General features: G+C 70.1%; 13 protein-coding genes and 3 rRNA genes. 1 reads left to right on the top strand and 15 read right to left on the bottom strand.

The genetic code is table 11. The features are described from left to right. Positions 1 to 6: 6 nt before the first annotated feature. From ASH01_RS13135 to ASH01_RS13080, 12 genes are all read right to left on the bottom strand, one after another. Entirely contained in the window at positions 7 to 1779 is a 1773-nt protein-coding gene (locus ASH01_RS13135) for a CTP synthase (protein WP_082619819.1), read from the bottom strand. Between the two features lie 11 nt (positions 1780 to 1790). Beyond that, the gene (locus ASH01_RS13130; RefSeq protein ID WP_056777689.1) at positions 1791 to 2924 is read right to left on the bottom strand and encodes a glycosyltransferase family 4 protein; all 1134 of its coding nucleotides are present in this window, start codon (positions 2922 to 2924) and stop codon (positions 1791 to 1793) included. A gap of 8 nt (positions 2925 to 2932) precedes the next feature. Then, positions 2933 to 4726: a lipid II flippase MurJ gene (locus tag ASH01_RS13125; protein WP_235509611.1), complete on the bottom strand. Its 1794-nt coding sequence runs from the start codon at positions 4724 to 4726 to the stop codon at positions 2933 to 2935. After that, positions 4723 to 5598 (bottom strand): hypothetical protein, encoded by an 876-nt coding sequence (locus ASH01_RS13120; RefSeq protein ID WP_056776372.1) that lies wholly within the window; start codon positions 5596 to 5598, stop codon positions 4723 to 4725. Before ASH01_RS13120 ends, ASH01_RS13125 begins: the two co-directional genes overlap by 4 nt. After that, the gene (locus tag ASH01_RS13115) at positions 5595 to 6539 is read right to left on the bottom strand and encodes a copper transporter (RefSeq protein ID WP_056776370.1); all 945 of its coding nucleotides are present in this window, start codon (positions 6537 to 6539) and stop codon (positions 5595 to 5597) included. Before ASH01_RS13115 ends, ASH01_RS13120 begins: the two co-directional genes overlap by 4 nt. Further along, on the bottom strand, positions 6536 to 7717 hold the full coding sequence (steA, locus tag ASH01_RS13110) for a putative cytokinetic ring protein SteA (protein WP_056777686.1): 1182 nt from the start codon (positions 7715 to 7717) through the stop codon (positions 6536 to 6538). The genes ASH01_RS13115 and steA overlap by 4 nt, the downstream gene beginning before the upstream one ends. A 144-nt stretch (positions 7718 to 7861) precedes the next feature. Further along, positions 7862 to 9655: a DNA repair protein RecN gene (gene recN, locus ASH01_RS13105; protein ID WP_082619818.1), complete on the bottom strand. Its 1794-nt coding sequence runs from the start codon at positions 9653 to 9655 to the stop codon at positions 7862 to 7864. Between the two features lie 9 nt (positions 9656 to 9664). Continuing rightward, positions 9665 to 10612 carry an NAD kinase gene (locus tag ASH01_RS13100; protein WP_056776368.1) on the bottom strand — a complete coding sequence of 316 codons (948 nt, stop codon included), beginning with the start codon at positions 10610 to 10612 and terminating at the stop codon, positions 9665 to 9667. Continuing rightward, positions 10609 to 11409 carry a TlyA family RNA methyltransferase gene (locus tag ASH01_RS13095; protein ID WP_056776364.1) on the bottom strand — a complete coding sequence of 267 codons (801 nt, stop codon included), beginning with the start codon at positions 11407 to 11409 and terminating at the stop codon, positions 10609 to 10611. The genes ASH01_RS13100 and ASH01_RS13095 overlap by 4 nt, the downstream gene beginning before the upstream one ends. Continuing rightward, positions 11406 to 11846, bottom strand: a complete 441-nt coding sequence (locus tag ASH01_RS13090) for a hypothetical protein (RefSeq protein WP_056776361.1) — start codon at positions 11844 to 11846, stop codon at positions 11406 to 11408. Before ASH01_RS13090 ends, ASH01_RS13095 begins: the two co-directional genes overlap by 4 nt. 42 nt (positions 11847 to 11888) lie before the next feature. Beyond that, positions 11889 to 12950 (bottom strand): HAD-IIA family hydrolase, encoded by a 1062-nt coding sequence (locus ASH01_RS13085; RefSeq protein WP_056776357.1) that lies wholly within the window; start codon positions 12948 to 12950, stop codon positions 11889 to 11891. A 108-nt stretch (positions 12951 to 13058) separates the two neighbouring features. Then, the gene (locus ASH01_RS13080) at positions 13059 to 13874 is read right to left on the bottom strand and encodes a tetratricopeptide repeat protein (protein ID WP_082619817.1); all 816 of its coding nucleotides are present in this window, start codon (positions 13872 to 13874) and stop codon (positions 13059 to 13061) included. 3 nt (positions 13875 to 13877) lie between these two features. On the opposite strand from ASH01_RS13080, the gene ASH01_RS23445 reads away from it, so the two are divergent. Next, positions 13878 to 14714 carry a hypothetical protein gene (locus tag ASH01_RS23445; RefSeq protein ID WP_200961806.1) on the top strand — a complete coding sequence of 279 codons (837 nt, stop codon included), beginning with the start codon at positions 13878 to 13880 and terminating at the stop codon, positions 14712 to 14714. Between the two features lie 215 nt (positions 14715 to 14929). Here the strand turns inward: ASH01_RS23445 and rrf (ASH01_RS13075) are convergent. The 3 genes from rrf (ASH01_RS13075) to ASH01_RS13065 all read right to left on the bottom strand — a co-directional run bounded on the left by rrf (ASH01_RS13075) (position 14930) and on the right by ASH01_RS13065 (position 18491). Further along, positions 14930 to 15046: ribosomal RNA gene (gene rrf, locus ASH01_RS13075) — 5S ribosomal RNA — on the bottom strand. 119 nt (positions 15047 to 15165) lie between these two features. After that, a 5S ribosomal RNA gene (gene rrf / locus ASH01_RS13070) occupies positions 15166 to 15282 on the bottom strand. Positions 15283 to 15361: 79 nt separating this feature from the next. Further along, positions 15362 to 18491, bottom strand: a 23S ribosomal RNA gene (locus tag ASH01_RS13065). Positions 18492 to 18895: the final 404 nt, after the last annotated feature.

Genomic DNA, 18895 nt, shown 5'->3' with positions numbered 1-18895 from the left:
CGCGTCTCAGTCGGCGTCCGGGGCGGCGCCCGACGCGGACACCGAGGCGAGCTCGTCGTGCCCGGTCCGTGCCTCGGCGTCCCGCTCGGCCTGGCCGGCGTCGACCGCGGCGCGGTGGCGCTCGACCTCGACGAGGCGCTCGCTGCGCTGGCGCTCCAGGGCGGCCCCGACGAGACCCGCGAAGAGCGGGTGTGCGCGGTTGGGGCGCGACAGGAACTCCGGGTGCGCCTGGGTCGACACGTAGTACGGGTGGACCTCGCGCGGCAGCTCGACGAACTCCACGAGGTTGCCGTCGGGCGAGGTGCCCGAGAAGACGAGACCCGCCTGCTCGAGGTCGGCCCGGTAGGAGTTGTTGACCTCGTAACGGTGGCGGTGGCGCTCCTTGACCTCGGCCTCGCCGTAGGCCCCACGGATGACGCTGCCCTCCTTGAGGGCGGCCGGGTAGAGGCCGAGGCGCATCGTGCCGCCGAGGTCGCCGGCGCCCTCGACGAAGGCCTTCTGCTCCTCCATCGTGGCGATGACGGGATGCTCGGTATCGGGGTCGAACTCCGTCGAGCTCGCGTCCTGGTTGCCGAGGACGCTGCGGGCGTACTCGATGACCATGCACTGCAGGCCGAGGCAGATGCCGAGGGTCGGCACCTGCTTCTCGCGGGCCCAGGTCAGCGCGCCGAGCTTGCCCTCGATGCCGCGCACCCCGAACCCACCGGGGACGAGGACGGCGTCGACGCCGCCGAGCGCCTTCTGGGCGCCGGCCGGGGTCTGGCACTCGTCGCTGGCCACCCAGCGGATGTTGACCTTGGCGTCGTGGTGGAAGCCGCCGGCACGCAGCGCCTCGGTGACCGAGAGGTACGCGTCGGGCAGGTCGATGTACTTGCCCACGAGGGCGATCTCGATGTCGTGCTCCGGGTCGTGGACCCGCTCGAGCAGCTCGTCCCACTCGGTCCAGTCGACGTCGCGGAAGTTGAGCCCGAGCCGGCGGATGACGTAGGCGTCGAGGCCCTCGCGGTGGAGCACCTTGGGGATGTCGTAGATGCTGGGGGCGTCGACCGCCGCGGCGACCGCGGCGACGTCGACGTCGCACATGAGCGAGATCTTGCGCTTGATCGGGTCGGGGATCTCGCGGTCGGCGCGGAGCACGAGCCCGTCGGGCTGGATGCCGACCTGGCGCAGGGCGGCGACCGAGTGCTGGGTCGGCTTCGTCTTCAGCTCGCCGCTCGGCGCGAGGTACGGCACGAGGGAGACGTGCAGGAAGAAGCTGTTGTCGCGGCCGATGAGGTGGCGCACCTGGCGCGCGGCCTCGAGGAAGGGCAGCGACTCGATGTCGCCGACCGTGCCGCCGATCTCGGTGATGATGACGTCCGGGGCGTCCGGACCTCCGGTGGCGAGGGCGCGCATCCGGGCGACGATCTCGTTGGTGATGTGCGGGATGACCTGGACGGTGTCGCCGAGGTACTCACCGCGCCGTTCCTTGGCGATGACGTTGTTGTAGACCTGCCCGGTCGTCACGTTCGCGCTGCCGACGAGGTTGACGTCGAGGAAGCGCTCGTAGTGACCGATGTCGAGGTCCGTCTCGGCTCCGTCGTCGGTCACGAAGACCTCGCCGTGCTGGAACGGGTTCATCGTCCCGGGATCGACGTTGATGTAGGGGTCGAGCTTCTGCATCGTGACCCGCAGGCCCCGCGATCTGAGAAGTCGTCCGAGGCTCGAGGCGGTGAGCCCCTTGCCGAGAGAGGAGGCGACGCCCCCGGTCACAAAGATGTGCTTCGTCGTATCCACCACGGGCTTTGAGTCTACGTCACTCCGCGGGTCTCCGTGACGTAGCGTTCCACCCACCGGCGCGTCTCGTCGTCAGGAGTGGGCCATCCGGCCGCCCGGGCTCGTCCCGCGTCACCCTCCCGGAGCCTGGCGTCGGCGTCGGTGAGCAGGCGGTCCACCTCGGCTGCTACGACGGCCGGGTCCCCCACGGGGACAAGAGAACCCGCGTCCCCGACGAGGTCGGGCAGACCGCCCGTACGGGTCACGACGACCGGGAGCCCAGCCGCCATCGCCTCCTGCACGACGAGCGCCCGGGCCTCCCAGCGGCTCGTGAGGACGAATACGTCCGCCGCCCGCAGCCACTCCGACACATCGGTGCGCGCCCCCACGAACCGGACCTTTGCCCTCGCGTCCTCCCCCTGCCGTATGCCGTCCGCCTCCTCCTCGAGACGGGCACGGAGCCGATCGTCGCCGTCGCCGACGACGACCCACGTGGCGGCGGCGTCGGAGCGCCGCGCGGCCGCGAGGAGGGTCGGGAGGTCCTTCTGGGGCGCGATGCGCGAGACCGTGAGCACGACGGGGCGGTCGGTCGGCAGGCCGGCTCCGGCCAGCAGGGCGGCGCGTTCGGTCGGCTCGAGGGCGGCAGGACGCTCCAGCAGGTCGGCGACCGCGGCGGAGGGCACGAGGGCGAGCTCGGTGCGCCGGGCACCGAGGGCGTCTGCGAGCTCGACGAGGTCTTCGCTCGCGCCCGTCACGAGGTCGGCTCGGTGCAGGGACCACGCGACCAGCCGCCGGGCGGCGGACGCCGCGGCGCGCGCGACGGGGGAGCCCTGGACCGGCGGGAGGTCGTTGTGGAGAGAGACCACGAGCCGCGGGCGTGGCCGCGCGCGGGCGACGGCCACGGCAGCGACGACGGCGGCCTGGTGGCCGTGCGCGTGGACGACGTCGACCGTGCCCGCCAGGCGCATGATGCGGTGCCAGTCCACGAGACCACGGGGTGCGCGTACCCCGCCGTGGACCGGCCAGAGCCGGTGGGCGTCGGCCCAGTCGAAGGCCCGCGCCGTCGACTCCGCCGTCACGACCTGAACGTCGTGCCCCTGCCCACGAAGTCCCGTGAGGAGGGCGTCGACGTGCGCACCCACGCCACCGGCCGCGTGTCCGAGCACCATGAGCACCCTCATCGCGTCTCCGGAGGCGCGGCCGGGTGCGGGTCCTGCTCGCCGGCAGGGGCGGACATCGGCGCGGACGAAGGGGCGGTCATGGACGTCGGCGAGGTCGCGGCGGTCGGTGACGGCCGCCGCAGCCGGGCGACGACCGAGCGGTCGACGAGGAGCACGACGACGACGAGGGTCACGGTGGCCGCGAGCGCCACGGCGACGCCCTGCGCGGCGGCGACGAGGAGTCCGTCCGCGGTCCAGAGGCCGCCGAGCCACCAGCCGAGGATCGCGGCTGACGCGGCGCCGAGCAATCCGGCTGCCACGGGGCGCGCCGGTACGGTCAGGGCCGCGCGGCCCCAGCTCCGCGCGACGAGGACCGTGAGCGCGACGGCCCCGGCCACGAGCCCGACGCTGGTGCCGAGGGTGAGAGCGCGCACGGTCGTCGCGGGTCCGGCCGCGTCTCCGAGGGCCACGAGCGGGACGACGGTCGTCGCGAGCCACGCGACGGCGACCACGGCGCCCGCGACCCGGGCACGGCCTCGCACATAGGAGGCCCGGGTCAGCAGCCCGATTGCGCAGAGGCCGATGATGCCCGGGGCCACGAGCACGAGGGCGTCGGGGATGGCGGACAGGGCCACGGCCCCGTTGCCGTCCGCTCGCCCGGCGTCGAGCAGGGCGAAGAAGGCGCCGACCGGTCGGGCGACGGCCACGAGCAGACCCCCGGCCAGCAGACCGGCCAGGAGGGTGGCGAGCCACGTCCGCCGCAGCACGTCCACGGCCGCGGACCCCGGCGCGGAGGCCGGCGCGGAGGCCGCCGCTGCTGCTCCCGCGTCCGGCTCGGGCCCGCCGGCTTGCGCGCTCCCCGCCAGCGTCGGGAAGGCCGCGGTGGCGAGCGGGACGGCAAGGACGGCATACGGGAGCAGGGAGACGGCCTGGACGTAGGTGTACACGTTGAGCGTCCCGGGGCCGCCGCGGTCGTTGGCGAGGCGGATGAAGACGAGCGTCGCCAGCTGCTGTCCGGCGACGGCGAGGAGCCCGGCGACCGCGAGCCGCCGGACGCGGGCGGCGACGCCGTGCGGGAAGTGTGTCGTCACCGTGAGGTGGACCCCGGCGCGACGCACCGGAACGAGGAGCGGCAGCGACAGCGCGACGACCCCGAGGGTCGTGCCCACGGCCAGGATCGTGGTCGCGCCCGCGGGGACCTGCGCGATCGGGGCGGCCGGGTCGGTGGCGACGGCGGCGTAGGCCACGTAGGTCGCGATGACGACGAGGCTCGACATGAGCGGGGCGATCGCGGCCGCGACGAACCGGTGGTGAGACTGGAGCACACCGCCGAGCACGATGCCGACGCCGTAGAGCGGGATCTGGATCGCGAAGACCCGCAGCAGGTCGGCGCCGAGGCCCACCGCGCCGGGACAGGTGTCGCCAACTCCGAGCAGGCCCCGCGCGATCGGCTCCGCGGCAAGGGCCACGACCAGGCCCAGCGGCACGAGCACGACGACCACCCACGTCAGCAGCGCGGAGGCCGTGTGGTCGGCCTCGATCCGGTCGCCGCGGGCCAGTGCGCCTGCCACGAGAGGCACGGCGACGGCCGCGAGCACTCCCCCGGCCGCGATCTCGAAGAGCACGTTGGGGACCGCGTTGACCGACTGGTAGACGCTCCCGACGCAGGTCGCACCGACGGAGTGGGAGAAGACGAACCATCGTCCGAAGCCGACGACCCGGGCGACGAGCGTGATCACCGCGATGGTGCCTGCGGCGGCGAACAGCCCGCGCCGTGAGACGGGCCCGCCCCCTGCGCTCCGGTCGGTCATCGGGGGGCCCGGCCCCACTCGTCGAGCCGGCGCAGGGCGGGGTGGGCCTCGATGACCCGGGTGAAGCTGACGCGCTCCGAGGCGAGCGTCAAAGCCGCGAGGCCCGTCAGGGCGACGACCCGGCCCACGAGCCCGGTGCGCTCGACGAGCGCGAGACCGACGAGCGCCCCGGCGGCGTTGGCACCCGTGTCGCCGAGCATGGCGGTGGCGCGGAGGTCGTCCCGGACGACACCGAGCGAGGACCCGACGGCGGCGGCCGCGGGCACCACTCCCACGAGCGGGAGACCTGCGACCACCGTGACCTTGAGCGCCCGTCCGGGGCGCAGGTCGAAGAGGTTGACGGCGTTGGCGGCACCGGCGACCACGGCCCCGCCGACGAGGGTGGCCAGCAGTCCGGGACGGGACGGACGGCTCGCGTCGGAGAGCGCCGCGCCGACCAGCCCGGTGACGCCGAGACCCACGATCTTGACCGCGCCCGTCGTGACCTCGCCCCGTGCCAGCGCACCGAGGTGGCCCTTGAGACCCTTGTCGGACGCGCCTCCGGCGAGGTCGTCGAGCGCCCCGAGGGCACCTGCGGCGACGGCGACGACGCCGGAGCTCATCGACCTGCGGCTCGCTCCCTCGGTCAGGCGCGAGGCGACTGCCGCTGCAGCGGCACCGGCAACAGCGCCTGCCACGGCGCCGCCGACCCAGGCCGGCCCCTCGAGCAGGGTGACCGGGTCGCCGGCGTGGTTGGTGCGCTCCCAGGGCTGGCGGAGGTCAGGGGGCGCCGCTCGGCCGAGACGCAGGACCGCCCACGAGGCCGCCGCCGAACCGAGCAGGGCAGCCAGTGACGCGGCGGCGCTCGAGTCCGCGCGGCGGCTCGACCTCACGGAAGCACCCGCGGGACGGTGGCGGTGGCGCCGGCCGCGACGCCGTAGTGTCCGACCCGCTCGTCGAGGGCGTCCTCGACGGCGAGGACCACCGTGGCAGGTCCGTCACCGGCCCGGGCGTGGTCGACGGTGGAGACGATCCCGGCCGTCTCGGACTTCTCACGCACGGCCTGGACGGCGTTGGAGGTCACGGGCTGGCCCGCCGCTGCAACCGTCTCGCCGCTGGCGACGACGGTCGACCGGGTCGAGCCGGCGAAGGAGGTCACCAGCGCGCGGATGGCGTCGGAGCGGGACTCGACGACGGACTCGGTGCCGGCGTAGTCCGCGGACACGACGACCGCGAGGTCGGCAGGCGCGAGGTCGGCCACCGAGCTGTCGACGAGGTTGGCGTCGACGAGCACCTTGAGCGCGGCGGTGCGCTGGGCCGAGGTGCCGGTGTCGCTCGTCGACACGACGAGGTCGGTGAGCACCTGCACGAGCAGCTCGTCGCCCGTCGCGGTCGACCCGACCCCGAGGGCCGACGCGGCTTCCTTGGCCGCCTGTGCTCGGTCGGAGGCCTGGCTGGGGTCGAACCAGTCGGGGCTCAGCGTCACCGTGCCCGTGAGGCCGGCGCCGCTCTGGGTCACGACACCCTCGAGGTTCGTGGTCATCGTGCCGTCGGCGGAGGGCAGCACGACGACGACCGCGCGGTGACCGGACAGTCGGCTCTTGACGACCCGTTGCTGCACGGCGGTCGCGTACTCGTCGGACGCGTCGACGAGCTTCTCGCTCGTCGTCAGCTTGTCGTTGAGGGCCTGCTTCTCGGTGCGCAGCGCGGAGACCTGGTCGCTCAGCTGGTTGCCGAGGTTGGCCTGCAGAGGGCCGGCCCCGAGCACGATGCCCACCGCGAGGGCGAGGAACACCGAGATGATCGAGACGAGGTGGTAGCGGAAGTCGATCACGTGAAGATCCCAACGATGGCGGTCCAGAGGTCGTCCCAGCGGGCGGCGAGGACCTGCAGCCACGCCTGCCCGGCCGGTGTCGACGCGAGGGCTGCGAAGAAGGCGAGCACGCCCGCGAGCAGCATCGTCACGAGCAGCCGGCCCGGGATGCGGGCGCGGTAGAGCTGGCTCACGCCCTTGGCGTCGACGAGCTTGCTGCCGACGCGCAGGCGCGTGAGGAACGTCGACGCCTGCCCGTCGCGACCCTTGTCGAGGAACTCGACGAGGGTGACGTGGGTACCGACGGCGACGATGAGCTCGGCACCGGAGTCGTCGGCGAGGAGCATCGCGACGTCCTCGCTCGTGCCCGCGGCGGGGAAGACGACCGGCGTGATCCCGAGAGCCTCGACCCGTGCGAGGCCGGGGGCACGCCCGTCGCGGTAGGCGTGCACGACGATCTCGGCGCCGCAGCGCAGCGCCTTGTCCGAGACGGAGTCCATGTCGCCGACGATGAGGTCGGGCTGGTGGCCGGACTCGAGGATGGCGTCGGCGCCGCCGTCGACCCCGATGAGGATCGGGCGGTACTCACGGATGTAGGGCCGCAGGGTCTCGAGGTCCTCGCGGTAGTGGTAGCCGCGCACGACGATGAGGCAGTGCCGGCCGTCGAGCTGGGTGGTGATGGGGGGCACGCCGATGCCGTCGAGGAGGAGGTCGCGCTCCTTGCGGATGTACTCCATCGTGTTCGTCGCGAAAGCCTCGATCTGCACGGCGAGCCCGGCCCGCGCCTCGTGCATCTGGGCCTGGACCGCCTCGACGTCGAGCAACGTGCCCGTCGCGACACGGGTCTCCCCCGACCACAGGTCGGCACCGTCGAGGCGTAGCGTCTGCCCGTCCGTGAGCGCCATGACCTCCGGGCCGGCGGCGTCGAGCACGGGGATGCCGGCCTCGACGAGGATCTGGGGTCCGAGGTTCGGGTAACGACCGCTGATCGAGGCGCTCGCGTTGACCACGGCGGCGGGGCGCACGGTGACGAGGGCGTCCGCGCTCACCTTGTCGAGGTCCGCGTGGTCGATGACGGCGATGTCGCCCGGCTGCAGCCGCTTCGTCAGCGCCTTGGTGCGCCGGTCGACGCGCGCGGTGCCGACCACGCCGGGACCGGTGTCCCGGGCGCGCGAGCGACGTCGGATGGAGAGGGCCATGATGGCCTCAATCGTGCCACGTCGGTGGGTCGGCGACCCCATCGGTCCGGGCCGTGGCGCACGGCTCGGGACGACACTCGGGACGGCCTTCGGGAACGAGGTCCAACGGCTGCGCGGACCGCAGGACGGTGCCGCGGACGGGACTCAGACGCGTGAGCCGCTGCGGGCGGCCGGCCGCGTGCCGACGCGGGCACCGCTCGTCTGCTCGAGCAGGTCGCCGGCGTGGGCCAGCCCGGCCTCGGAGTCGGGGTCGCCGCCCATCATCCGCGACAGCTCCCGCAGCCGGGCGTCACCGTCGACGACGCTGACGCTGCTCGAGGTGATGCGGCCGTCGTCGGCCTTGTGCACGACGAGGTGGCGGTCGGCGAACGCTGCGACCTGGGCGAGGTGGGTGACGACGATGACCTGGGCGTGCTCGGCGAGGGCAGCCAGCCGGGCACCCACGTCGAGGGCCGCCCGCCCGCCGACACCGGCGTCGACCTCGTCGAAGACGAACGTTGGTGGTCCGCTCGCCGCCTCGCCCGAGGCGTTGCGTGAGCCGACGACCTCGAGCGCGAGCATGACGCGGGAGAGCTCACCGCCCGAGGCGGCCCGCGCGACGCTGCGCGGCGTGGCTCCGGGGTTGGCCGCGAGCAGGATCTCGACGTCGTCGATGCCGTGTCGGGCCAGCCGCACGCGGTCGCCGTCGGGCAGGGCCACACCCTCGGGGTCGGTGCGTCGGCGCAGCTCGACGTGGACGACGGCCTTGCCCATGGCCAGGTGCGAGAGCTCCTCCGAGACGCGGGTGCCGAAGTCGTCACCGGCGGCCCGGCGAGCCTCGGACAGCGAGAGGGCGGCCGCGACGACGGACGACTCGAGCTCGGCCACCTCGACGCCGAGTCGCTCGACGCGGTCGTCGGCGGTCACGAGCTCGTCGAGGCGAGCGGCCCCGCGGCCCGACCACTCGAGCACCTCGTCGACGGTCTCGCCGTACTTGCGCGTGAGGACCCCGAGGGCGGCCCGCCGCTCCTGCACGTAGCCGAGCCGCTCGGGGTCGAGATCGACGTCCTGGAGGTATGCCGTGAGGTCGGCCGACAGGTCGGTCACGAGCGTGCCCACCTCGTGCAGGCGCTCGTCGAGCCCGGCGAGGGCCTGGTCGTGCGCCGTGGCCGGGCCGAGCGCACCCCGCGCCGACCCGATGAGGTCACGGACGTTCGGAGCCGGCTCGGCGGCATACTCGTCGCCGCTGAGATCTGCGAGTGCCTGGGCTGCGGCCAGGCGGAGCGTGTCGGCGTGCGCGAGGCGCTCGTCCTCGGCACGCAGCGCCGCGTCCTCGCCCGGCTGGGGGTCGACGACCTCGATCTCCTCGAGCGAGGCGGTGAGCGAGTCGATCTCGCGGGCGCGCTCGCGCGCCTCCGAGACGAGGCGCTCGTGCTCGCGGGCCGACGCACGCCAGCGGTCGTAGAGCTCGCCGACGCGGTCGCGGAGTGCCGTGAGTTCGGGACCCCCGAAGTCGTCGAGCACGACGCGGTGGGCATCGCCCTGCTTGAGCCGCCACTGGTCGGCCTGCCCGTGCACGGCCACGAGCATCTGGCCGAGCTCGGCGAGCACGGAGACCGGCGCCGTGCGACCGCCGACGTGGGCGCGCGACCGGCCGGCCGCGGCGATGGTGCGGGCGATGACGAGCTCGCCGTCCTCGTGGTCGGCGCCCGCCTCGTCGGCCCGGACGAGGGCCGGGTGGTCGAGGGGCAGCTGCACGACACCCTCGACGAGCGCCGAGGCCGAGCCGGTGCGCACGAGGCCGGAGTCGGCGCGCTCGCCCAGCAGCAGGCCGAGCCCCGACACGACCATGGTCTTGCCGGCGCCGGTCTCACCGGTGAGCACGTTGAGCCCGGGGCTCAGGTCGAGGACGGCGTCGTCGATGACACCGACGCCCCGGATCCTCATCTGGCTGAACACGGGTCCACCTTAGGGCCGGGCACCCTCACCGCCGTCGACGTCGTCCACGGGCGAGGCGGTGTCGCCGTTGCCGCGCCACCCGGCGACCGAGAGGTCGAACTTCGCGACGAGACGGTCGGTGAACGGTGCGCTCGTCAGCCGGGCGAGACGGAGCGGGCGCAGCCCACGGCGCACCTCGATGCGGGCTCCCGGAGGGAGGTCGACGTGACGCCGGCCGTCGCACCACATGACTCCTGCGCCCTCGGTGGCCGCCTTGATCTCGACGGCCAGGTGGGTGTCGGGGCCCAGCACCAGCGGCCGGGCGAAGAGCGCGTGGGCCGCACTGGGGACGAGGAGCATGGCCTCGACCTGCGGCCAGACGACCGGCCCGCCGGCCGAGAAGGCGTATGCCGTCGACCCCGTCGGCGTGGAGACGATGACGCCGTCGCAGCCCCAGCTCGACAACGGCCGACCGTCGACCTCGACGGTGACCTCGAGCATCCGCTCGCGGGCGGCCTTCTCGACGCTGACCTCGTTGAGGGCCCAGCTGCTCGCGATGAGGTCGCCGTGCAGCTTCGCGTCGACGTGGAGCGTCATGCGCTCCTCGACGGCGTAGTCGTTGCTCGCGATGTGCTCGACCGTGGCGTCGAGGTCGTCGCGCTCGGCCTCCGCAAGAAAGCCCACGTGGCCGAGGTTGACCCCGAGGAGCGGCACGTCGACGCTGCGGGCGAACTCGGCGCCGCGCAGGATGGTCCCGTCGCCGCCGAGCACCACGACGAGGTCGCACCCCTCCGCGACCTGCTCCTCGGCGGACGCGATGTGCACGCGCGAGCTGTCCTTGAGGTCGAGGGCCTCGGCCTCGTCGGCCTGGAGGGACACGTCGATGCCGAGGTGGGTGAGGCGTTGCACGACGCCCTTGGCGACCGTCAGCGCCTCGGGGCGCCTCGGGTGGGCCACGAGCAGGATGCGGCGCGTCACGGGACTCCTTCCAGGTCGACGGCCTCCAGCATGTCATCCACCGCCGTCACCGAGGCGCCCGGCACGGGTCTCGGGGCGAGCCAGAAGAGGAACTCCCGGTTGCCGTCGCCCCCCGCGATGGGGCTGGCCGTCGCAGCGTGCAGGTGCAGGTGGAGGTCGGTCGCGACCTGGGCCACGTCACGCAGCACCCGACGGCGCTCGTGCGGCGAGGTGACGACTCCTGTGCGGCTGAGCCGCTCGCGCCCCACCTCGAACTGCGGTTTGACGAGGACGACGACGTCGCCGTCGTCGGTGACGAGAGGTCGCATGGCGGGCAGGGCGATGGCGAGCGAGATGAAGCTGAGGTCGGACACGACGAGGTCGAAGCGGCCGCCGAGCGCCTCGGCGTCGACGTCACGGATGTTGGTGCCCGGCAGGTCCCGCACCCGCGGGTCGGCGCCGATCGACACGACGAGCTGGTCGTGCCCGACGTCGAGGGCCGTCACGTGGGTGGCACCGCGCTCGAGGAGCACCTGGGTGAACCCACCCGTGCTCGCCCCGACGTCGAGGCACCGTCTGCCGTCGACAGGGACCGGCCACGTGTCGAGGGCGTGGAGCAGCTTGACCGCCGCGCGCCCCACCCAGCGGTCGGGCTCACGCGTCAGCTCGATGGCCGACGAGTCGTCGACGGGCCGGGCGGGCTTGCCGGCCGGGCGACCGTCGACGAGCACCACGCCGGCGGTGACGAGCTCACGGGCCTGGGTGCGCGATCGCGCCAGGCCGCGGGCGACGAGCTCGACGTCGAGACGTCGCGTCACGCGCCACCCAGACCGCCGAGGCGGCTCTGCAGGCTCCGGTGGGCGTGCTCGCCGGACTCGATGCGCTCGGCGAACGACCCGGCCTGCGACTCGGCCAGACGCATCATTGCCTCGTCGACCGCCTGGTCACCCGTCAGGGGCGGGGTGGGCACGTCTGGCGTCGCGTCCAGCGGGGCGTAGGGCACCTCGGCCGTCGCGGTGTCGTCGTCGGTCCGGCGCTCGTCGTCCTCGCCGTCCTCATCGGTGAGGTCCTCGAGGTCGTCTCCCGACACGTCCGCATCGCTGACGTCGTCGGACTGGTCGTCTGAGTCGTCCCACTCGTCGACGGCGTCGTCGCTCGCGTCGACGTCCGAGTCCATCGGGTCGAGCTCCTCCGCGACCTCGAGCGGTTCGCCGGACCCGAGATCGTCGCGTCGAGGGTCGCTGTCGCCGAACATGTGCTGCCTCCGTGCCGAGTGGTTGGTTCGCCTGCGGTCACGCTACCGGGTCGAGGTCGGTGAGTCGTCGAGCAGGCGGTCGAGCGTCGCCGCCGCCCGACGCAGGTGCGCGGAAGGCACTCCCTCGTCGCGCGACGTCAGCAGGGCCGCCAGGCCCGCTCGCACCACCTCGATGGGGCCCGCGCTCCCCCGCTCGATGACGAGGTCCTCGCCGTCGAGGGCCACCCGGGCGGCGCCGCAGCGCCAGCCGCCGGCGTCGGCCACCGGGGCGGCATACGGCATCAGGAGCTCGGCGAGGGAGGCGATGACGTAGGTGGGCGACGACTCGCTCGCCACGACGTCGGAGGGTCGGTCGACTCCTGTGAGGACCCACGCCGAGTCGAGGCCGGTGGCCTCGGCGCCGACGATGTCGGTGCCGATCCGGTCGCCGACTGCGAGCGTCCTGGCAGCGACGGTGCCGAGGCGCTCGAGGGCGAGCCCGTAGAGCGGCGGGTGCGGCTTCCCGACGACGTGTGGGCGTCGCCCGAGCACGGCGACGAGCAGCTCGATGTAGGCGCCGTTCCCCGGGGACTGCCCCCACGGCAGCGGCAGCGTCGCGTCGTCGTTCGTCGCGACCCACGGCAGGCCGGAGGAGAGGAGACGGGCCGCCGTCTCGAAGTCGCGCACGCGCAGCTCCTTGCCGAAGCCCTGGAGCACGGCCGCGACCTCGTCTGGTCCGGAGCGGGCATGGTCACGGGCGGCGGCCACGGGGACGAGGCCTGCGTCTCGCAGCGCCTCGACCACGCCCTCCCCACCCAGCGCGAGGACGGCGGCTCCCGGTGGGAGGTCGGTGGCGAGCCGGGCGGCCCCTGCCTGAGCGCTCGACAAGACGTCGGATGCCGTCGCGGGAGCACCGAGGCCGGCGATCTGGGTGGCCACCTCGGTCGGGACGCGGGAGGCGTTGTTCGTCGCGTAGACGACTCGGATCCCCCGAGCCACGATGTCCTGCAGCGCTTTCGGCGCACCCGGGACGGCATCCGCTCCGCGGTAGACGACACCGTCGAGGTCGCACACCACCCCGTCGTAGCCCGCGACCAGGGGTTGCGTCAGTGTTTCCGTGTCCATGCGTCCTCCTGGGCCAGACCCTACGTCGGGAGCCGTCAGCGAGACCCGTCGGTCCGGAACGCAGAACGGGCCCGACCGAGGAGGTCGGGCCCGTTCCGGGTGGGGTACTCAGCGCTCGTCGTCCGCGTCGTCGTCCGCGTCGTCGTCCGCGTCGTCGTCCGCGTCGTCGTCCGCGTCGTCGTCCGCGTCGTCGTCAGCTTCCTCGTCGTCGTCCTGGTCGTCGGAGTCGTCGTCGTCCGCGTCGACGTCGTAGAACTCGGGGCTGTCCTCGTCCTCGTCGCCGAGCAGATCGGTGACGTCGACACCGTCGAGCTCCTCGAGCCGCTCCGCCGCATCGGTGGTCAGCTCGTGGTCGGCATCCGCCGCCCGGGCGAACCAGTCACGTGCGACCTCGAGGTCGCCGGCGGCAAGCTTCGCGTCCGCGTAGGCATAGAAGAGCCGCGCCGCCGACGGGCGGTTCGGGTTGATCCGCTTGACCAGGTCGCTCAGACCGGCGACGGCGGCATCGAGCTGACCGAGGTCACGGCGGATCCCGGACACCACGATCGCCAGCTCGACACGGTCGTCGATCGCCAGGTTGGCAGCCTCGTCGGACTGGGCGAGCTCGAGCGCCTTGTCGTGGCGTCCGAGTGCACGCTCGCAGTCCACCATGAGCGGCAGCAGGTGACTCGAACCCGAGAGCCGGCGGACCGTGCGGAACTCCCCCAGCGCCCGCGCCCAGTCGCCGAGGCGGTACGCAACGAGACCAAGGGACTCACGGGCCGCCGGGACGCGTCCGGCGCGGCGCACGGCGGTCTCCGCGTGGGCCAGGGCTGCCTCGGGCTCGACGTCCAGCAGCTCGGCCACCATGACGAGGTGCTGGGCGACGCCCTCGGCGTTCTCCTTGGAGAGCGTGCGCAGCTGGTTCTTGACGCCCCGGTCCACCTCATGGCCCGTGACACCCTCGCGGATGGCGGGCTCGGGCTTCCTCGGGGACTTCGGGGTCAGCCGAGCGCCACCGCGACGGTCGTCGTCCTGGGGACGACCCGATCCCCCTCGGGGGCGGTCGTCGAAACGTCGGGGACCACGGTCGCTGCCGCCGCCGGAGCGACGGTCGTCCGAGCGGTAACCGCCACGGTCATTGTTACCGCCGGAGCGACGGTCATCGGAGCGGTAGCCGCCACGGTCATTGTTACCGCCGGAGCGACGGTCATCGGAGCGGTAGTCACCACGGTCACTGCTGCCGCTGCTCGAGGGGCGGTAACCGCCGCGGTCACTGCCGCCGCCGGAGCGACGGTCGTCCGAGCGGTAACCGCCACGGTCATTGTTACCGCCGGAGCGACGGTCGTCCGAGCGGTAGCCACCACGGTCACTGCTGCCGCTGCTCGAGGGGCGGTAACCGCCGCGGTCACTGCCGCCGCCGGAGCGACGGTCATCGGAGCGGTAGCCACCACGGTCGCTGCCGCCGCTGGAACGACGGTCATCGGAGCGGTAGCCACCACGGTCATTGCTGCCGCCGCTGGAACGACGGTCGTCCGAGCGGTAGCCGCCACGGTCGCTGCTGCCGCCGCTCGAGGGACGGTAACCGCCGCGATCGCTGCCGCCGCCCGAGGGGCGGTAACCGCCGCGGTCCCTGTCGCTGCCGCCGCCGGAACGGCGATCGTCGGAGCGGTAGCCACCACGGTCACTACCGCCGCTGGAGCGACGATCATCCGAGCGGTAGCCTCCGCGGTCATCTCGACGCGGCCCCGACGATCGGGGTGCGCCCGACCGGGGAGCCCCTGAGCTCCGGCCGGCGCCACTGCCTCGTGCGGGACCTCGCTGGCCGCCGTCGCGGTCGCGTCGGTCGCCTCGGCTGTCGTTGCCGTCCTGGTCACTCATGTTCATCATCCTTCCGCGCCGACCGCGGTCGGCGCCACCTCTGGTGTCGTCGAGCACAAAAAGAAAGAGCGCCCCAGTCGGATCAATGAAGTTCCGTCTGGGGCGCTCTGACAAAGTGTGTCCGGCTGCGTCCTACTCTCCCACACCGTCACCAGTGCAGTACCATCGGCGCTGAAGGGCTTAGCTTCCGGGTTCGGAATGGAGCCGGGCGTTTCCCCTTCGCTATGACAGCCGAAACTCTATGGCCATCCTCCTGGCGACGAGCTCCGTGGCGCGCCGGGGGGCGAGTCGGGTCAGCCGGTCGAGCGTCCGGAGGTCGGGGCCGAGGAAGCGGACGACGCCGTCGTGAATGGTTGTCCGGCTGCGTCCTACTCTCCCACACCGTCACCAGTGCAGTACCATCGGCGCTGAAGGGCTTAGCTTCCGGGTTCGGAATGGAGCCGGGCGTTTCCCCTTCGCTATGACAGCCGAAACTCTATGGAGATATCAATCAGTGGGTGGTGTTCCCGTTTGTATCTCGGGAACCGCACAGTGGACGCGTAGCATCTTTGTAAGTCAAGTTATCGGCTTATTAGTACCGGTCAGCTCCACACATTGCTGTGCTTCCACATCCGGCCTATCAACCCAGTAGTCTAGCTGGGAGCCTCTCGCCCTCGCGGGCCTGGAAACCTCATCTTGAAACGTGCTTCCCGCTTAGATGCTTTCAGCGGTTATCACTTCCGAACGTAGCTAATCAGCGGTGCTCTTGGCAGAACAACTGACACACCAGAGGTTCGTCCATCCCGGTCCTCTCGTACTAGGGACAGCCTTTCTCAAGTTTCCTACGCGCACAGCGGATAGGGACCGAACTGTCTCACGACGTTCTAAACCCAGCTCGCGTACCGCTTTAATGGGCGAACAGCCCAACCCTTGGGACCTACTCCAGCCCCAGGATGCGACGAGCCGACATCGAGGTGCCAAACCATGCCGTCGATATGGACTCTTGGGCAAGATCAGCCTGTTATCCCCGGGGTACCTTTTATCCGTTGAGCGACGGCGCTTCCACAAGCCACCGCCGGATCACTAGTCCCGACTTTCGTCCCTGCTCGACATGTCTGTCTCACAGTCAAGCTCCCTTGTGCACTTACACTCGAAACCTGATTACCAACCAGGCTGAGGGAACCTTTGGGCGCCTCCGTTACCTTTTAGGAGGCAACCGCCCCAGTTAAACTACCCACCAGGCACTGTCCCTGATCCGGATCACGGACCGAGGTTAGATATCCAGAACGACCAGAGTGGTATTTCAACGTTGACTCCACCATCACTGACGTGACGGCTTCACAGTCTCCCACCTATCCTACACAAGCCGTACCGAACACCAATACCAAGCTGTAGTAAAGGTCCCGGGGTCTTTCCGTCCTGCTGCGCGTAACGAGCATCTTTACTCGTAGTGCAATTTCGCCGAGTTCGTGGTTGAGACAGTGGAGAAGTCGTTACGCCATTCGTGCAGGTCGGAACTTACCCGACAAGGAATTTCGCTACCTTAGGATGGTTATAGTTACCACCGCCGTTTACTGGCGCTTAAGTTCTCAGCTTCGCCGTGAGGCTAACCGGTCCCCTTAACGTTCCAGCACCGGGCAGGCGTCAGTCCGTATACATCGTCTTGCGACTTGGCACGGACCTGTGTTTTTAGTAAACAGTCGCTTCTCCCTGGTCTCTGCGGCCGATCACGCTCAGCCAGCTAGTGGCGTCACGATCAGGGCCCCCCTTCTCCCGAAGTTACGGGGGTATTTTGCCGAATTCCTTAACCACGATTCACTCGATCGCCTTGGTATTCTCTACCTAACCACCTGAGTCGGTTTGGGGTACGGGCGGCTCGAACCTCGCTAGAAGTTTTTCTCGGCAGCATAGGATCACCCTCTTCCCGCATTCGCGGTCACTATCAGGTCTCAGGCTTCATGCGACCCGGATTTGCCTGGATCGCGCCCTACACCCTTGGACGTGGACAACCATCGCCACGCGGAGGCTACCTTCCTGCGTCACTCCATCGCTTGACTACTACCAGATCGGGTCGTGCGCTCCACACACCCGATGGACCCGAAGGTCCGGTGGGCGTGCTTCAGGCACTTAGCATCACAAGGTTCGTCATGGGCGGTCCTTCGCCGGTTCCGGAATATCAACCGGATGTCCATCGACTACGCCTGTCGGCCTCGCCTTAGGTCCCGACTTACCCAGGGCAGATTAGCTTGACCCTGGAACCCTTGGTTATTCGGCGGACGGGTTTCTCGCCCGTCATTCGCTACTCATGCCTGCATTCTCACTCGTGTGGCCTCCACGGCTGGTTCACACCGCCGCTTCCCTGGCCACACGACGCTCCCCTACCCATCAACACGCCTGGACACCGAACCCGCAGGTGTCGGTGCCGAGCAGTATGTCAATGCCACAGCTTCGGTGGTGTGCTTGAGCCCCGCTACATTGTCGGCGCGGAATCACTTGACCAGTGAGCTATTACGCACTCTTTAAAGGGTGGCTGCTTCTAAGCCAACCTCCTGGTTGTCACAGCAACTCCACATCCTTTCCCACTTAGCACACGCTTAGGGACCTTAGCTGGTGATCTGGGCTGTTTCCCTCTCGACTACGGAGCTTATCCCCCGCAGTCTCACTGCCACGCTCTCACTTACCGGCATTCGGAGTTTGGCTAACGTCAGTAACCTGGTGAGGCCCATTAGCTATCCAGTAGCTCTACCTCCGGCAAGAAACACGTGACGCTGCACCTAAATGCATTTCGGGGAGAACCAGCTATCACGGAGTTTGATTGGCCTTTCACCCCTACCCACAGCTCATCCCCTCAGTTTTCAACCTAAGTGGGTTCGGTCCTCCACGCAGTCTTACCTGCGCTTCAACCTGGCCATGGGTAGATCACTCCGCTTCGGGTCTAGACCCAGCGACTCAAACGCCCTATTCGGACTCGCTTTCGCTACGGCTTCCCCACACGGGTTAACCTCGCCACTGAGCACTAACTCGCAGGCTCATTCTTCAAAAGGCACGCTGTCACCCCACACGCCCAACGGCGGGAGGCTCCAACGGATTGTAGGCACACGGTTTCAGGATCTATTTCACTCCCCTCCCGGGGTACTTTTCACCTTTCCCTCACGGTACTTGTCCGCTATCGGTCACCAGGGAATATTTAGGCTTAGCAGGTGGTCCTGCCAGATTCACACGGGATTTCTCGGGCCCCGTGCTACTTGGGAAATCCACCGGGAGTCCACACCATTTCGTCTACGGGGGTCGCACCCTCTATGCCGAGCCATTCAATGCTCTTCGACTATGACGCAGATTTCTTACTCCCTACCAGCATGTCAGCACTGGTTGGCGGGTCCCACGACCCCGAACGTGCAACGCCTGACAGCTATCACACACGCCCGGTTTAGCCTCATCCGCTTTCGCTCGCCACTACTCACGGAATCACATGTTGTTTTCTCTTCCTGTGGGTACTGAGATGTTTCACTTCCCCACGTTCCCTCCACACACCCTATATATTCAGGTGCGGGTGACTGGACTTGCCTCCAGCCGGGTTTCCCCATTCGGAAATCCTCGGATCACAGTCTGGTTATCGACTACCCGAGGCTTATCGCAGATTCCTACGTCCTTCTTCGGTTCCTGGTGCCAAGGCATCCACCGTGTGCCCTTAAAAACTTGACACTACAAAGATGCTCGCGTCCACTGTGAAGTTCTCAAAATACAACCGGCACCCCACACCCACCACAAGCACAGCTCGCGATCTCGRTGAGGCCCACAACCAGAAAAACCAGCCCACACACACCACCCGAGCCAACCAGACCCCCAAAAAGGGGCCAGGCCAGCTCGAGCCGGCACGTGTCGTCCGATCCTTCAGGACCCAACAACGTGTCAGACACCGCACCCGCCATCCCCCACGTTCCACTGCCGCACCCCCCGGAAGGGGACGCAACCCCCACGAGGGGAGCTGCCGGCTTGTACTTGTGAGAGACACCAGGACGGTGTCAAGTAATCGATGTTCCACCCTTGAGCACCCCCCACCGAGCATGCGTCGGTGGCGAGGCCACTGCRCCACAGACCATGACGGC

This window comes from Terrabacter sp. Soil811 (assembly GCF_001429655.1).
Classification (GTDB): Bacteria; Actinomycetota; Actinomycetes; order Actinomycetales; family Dermatophilaceae; genus Terrabacter.
Note: the sequence above shows the minus strand (reverse complement) of the source record. Positions and strands in the feature narration are given on the sequence as shown.

Excerpts from the sequence above, each read along its gene's own strand:
- steA (WP_056777686.1), bottom strand. The coding sequence starts at position 7,717 with ATGGCCCTCTCCATCCGACGTCGCTCGCGCGCCCGGGACACCGGTCCC.
- ASH01_RS13130 (WP_056777689.1), bottom strand. The coding sequence starts at position 2,924 with ATGGTGCTCGGACACGCGGCCGGTGGCGTGGGTGCGCACGTCGACGCC.
- ASH01_RS13090 (WP_056776361.1), bottom strand. The coding sequence starts at position 11,846 with ATGTTCGGCGACAGCGACCCTCGACGCGACGATCTCGGGTCCGGCGAA.
- ASH01_RS23445 (WP_200961806.1), top strand. The coding sequence starts at position 13,878 with ATGGCCCGTGACACCCTCGCGGATGGCGGGCTCGGGCTTCCTCGGGGA.
- ASH01_RS13125 (WP_235509611.1), bottom strand. The coding sequence starts at position 4,726 with ATGACCGACCGGAGCGCAGGGGGCGGGCCCGTCTCACGGCGCGGGCTG.
- ASH01_RS13085 (WP_056776357.1), bottom strand. The coding sequence starts at position 12,950 with ATGGACACGGAAACACTGACGCAACCCCTGGTCGCGGGCTACGACGGG.